Origin of the sequence: Candidatus Chordibacter forsetii, assembly GCF_964187505.1 — a bacterium.
GTDB lineage: Bacteria > Verrucomicrobiota > Verrucomicrobiia > Opitutales > Seribacteraceae > Chordibacter > Chordibacter forsetii.
Window position 1 is genome coordinate 1 of record NZ_CAXLML010000060.1, and the last position, 2877, is coordinate 2877.

At 48.8% G+C, this 2877-nt stretch carries 2 protein-coding genes; both read right to left on the minus strand.

Annotated features, from left to right (window positions below; translation table 11 throughout):
• Positions 1 to 24: 24 nt before the first annotated feature.
• On the minus strand, positions 25 to 438 hold the full coding sequence (locus ACKPQ4_RS02750; RefSeq protein ID WP_407679683.1) for an L-rhamnose mutarotase: 414 nt from the start codon (positions 436 to 438) through the stop codon (positions 25 to 27).
• A 17-nt stretch (positions 439 to 455) separates the two neighbouring features.
• A partial coding sequence (locus ACKPQ4_RS02755; protein WP_407679684.1) for a DUF1553 domain-containing protein occupies positions 456 to 2877 on the minus strand: 2422 nt, incomplete at its 5' end.

A 2877-nucleotide genomic window follows, 5' to 3' on the forward strand; every position in this document is an offset into this window, starting at 1 on the left:
TGGGCTAAGTCGGGTTGTTTTCTGTCACCTAAGTTGAAAGAGCATTTCCATCTCTTTCCATTGTTCATTGGCATTAGTCCCGGGCATGCGAATTTGACAAGCACTTGTTTCTTTCCACCACTTTTGCATCTCTGGTTTTTTTGCCATGTCGGCCATGTCGGTTTCGTAGTTTTTTCCGGTATATTCGTAATAACTAAAAAGGTACTTTATGCCTTCGATTTCCGTGAGGTGGATGGAAAAGTTTTGTAGGTTTGCCTGCTTGATCTGCTCAAGAATAGATGGCCAGACATCGGCATGTAGTTCGCGGTAATAAGTCTCTTTTTCAGGACTCAGAACGATGACCGAAGCATATCTTTTTATCTTGGATTGCTCTCGATCGGTGGGACCTGGGTTACACGGTCCAAAACATGCCTTTGATGAACTTTGATTGATCCCCATTTGGATTTGCTTGTTACTTACTGCAGGTAAGTAAACCCCTTCAGGTTGAAAAGGGCGTGTGCCAGATCATTCCAAGCACGATGATCTTTTTTTCCATAGAGTTCACTCTGCTTATCCATAAAGGCGAGTAACTGATCGGTTTTGGAGTCGTCCGGAAGGTGGCCGACTGCCTGCTCGTACATGTGTTGAGCCCTATTTTTTGAGTCCTGGATTTGGGCAGTGCTTTTCGCCCAGATCACCGCCATGCGCTGGACAAAGGGATCGTTCATCAGGGTGAGGGCCTGGGCGGGAACATTGGAAGATCCCCTTCTCCCCTTGGGTCCGAAAGGACTCGGCATGTCAAAGGCAAGAAGGAAGGGGTTGAGAAAATTGCGGTAGACCGCTTGGTAGACGGACCTTCGGCCATGCCCGTCAAGGGGGCCGCTGGGTCGGGATCCGCGTCCGGTCATAAAAGCGGTACGGTGAGTGGGCACACCCTTTCCGTATGCCTTGGGGCTCAGCTTGCCTGACACGGCGAGGAGGGCATCGCGAATCGCTTCCGCCTGCAATCGGCGAACCGGCATGCGGTGAAGCCACTTGTTTTGTGGGTCGACCATGGCAATTTTTTGTGGATCGATTCCGGGATGCGGGATGGATGCCTGCCCATAGGTCTGAGAAAGTGTGATCTGACGAATCATCCGCTTGATAGACCATCCATTTTTGGCGAAATCATTGGCCAACCAGTCGAGCAGTTCCGGATGGCTGGGCAGTTGCCCCTGAGGGCCGAAGTCATCAGGTGTGGGTACAATGCCCCGGCCGAAAAGCTGAAGCCAGATCCGGTTGACCATCACCCGGGAAGTCAGGGGGTTTTCCGAGCTGGCAATGAGGTTGGCCAGTCCGAGGCGGTCTACTTCCTTGGCACCAAGGGCTTCGAGGTATCGGTGGGGCACTTCCTCGCCCAATGATTTGTAGCTCCCTCGAACATAGACTCGTGCGTTTTCTGGAGTTGCCTGACTCATAGTTAGAGCGAAGCGCGGGGCAGGTAAATCCTGGGCGAGCTTTTCTCCAGAAGAAATAAGTTGGCTGACTTCGGGGCGGTGTATGGATGAGTCTGCCAATCCGCGATGAAAAAACCAGTTGAGGAGCTCGGGATTTTCAGACAGAAAGGCTTGGCTCAAAAGTTCTGCAGTTTTTTCAATACTGTCGGGGATGCCAAATTCAGTAAGTTTTCGAACCAAAGGATGAAACGAATGAGGGAGAGGTTTTTGGGCAAATCTTACCTGCTCCACTTGGACATATCCGTCCCCATTGTCAGCGAACTCAAGGTAGGCTTTTTTGCCCGCATATTTCTTGATGATTTTGGATTCAATTTGAATCCATTTGAATGCGCCTTGGCCATTGGTCTGCCTGCTGTCTTTTTTGTAAATGCTTCCTTTGAAAAGGAGTTCGCTGTAATTGGCCATTCCGTAGTTTTCGATAACCAAACGGATCATGCTTTTTTCAGCATTTAGTCGGATGTGAATGTTCTGATCAATTGAGAAGATGGGGGAGCGCAGGGTGCCCACCTGTTTTTTTCCGTAGAGAGAACTATCAATAGATGAAGTCTCGATGAAAGGTCTTTTAGAATCAAACCTAAGCTTATTTTCCTGAGTTAATTGAAAAGCCTGTCCAGTTCTTAGCCAACCATCGGGCAATTCACCTTTTGAGAAATCTGCGAATAGTGTGCTATTCGAAAGGTAGTTTGCATAGGCACGGTCTTGTTGAGTCCAATTGTGCCCCTTCGCTTGTTCGGGCCGCAAAATAAAGTCCTGCAGAAATTTTTCCGGAGACCAATGATCGAATTTTTTGTTTTTGGTGATGAGAGAAATCCATTGTTTGATCAATGCGTGCGAGGTGTTAGGAAGCTTGGACAATTCTGCAACTTCTGCGGGCGTTATAGCCGGGCGAGTGTCGTCATCCCAAGCCCGACTGGCAAAAACGATCTGATCCAAAAAGAAGGGCTGGGGTACTTTCCAGGAAATTCTCAGTCGACCCATTTTGCTGACGAACTTGGATGCATCTAAAGAGATTGGGGAAAGATTTTTTTCGGTCTTTGGGGAGGCATTTAAAGCGACTTTGCCATCCACAATTAGTTCCAACCGATTATGGGGGGAAAGGTTTCCGCCGATCAAAAGGTTGAGGTAGGGCTGCTTGATGGTGAAAGTTGGGCTGACCCAGGTCAGAGGTTCCCGAGTGTTAAATGCCCGGGTATCAAACCATTTAGAGCCTCGTGCACCTTTGGTAGAGGACGGATTTATTTCAACAGTATTGATCGCAGAGGCATTGGCGTCACGATGTGCAAGCGTCCATTTATCCAATCCATTCTCAAAGTCATCGATGAGTTGTCCCTGCCATGGATCGGGTAGGGGCTCTTGCTGTTTTTTGCGAATTAGGTTGGCTGCGACAATGAAGGACTGAATG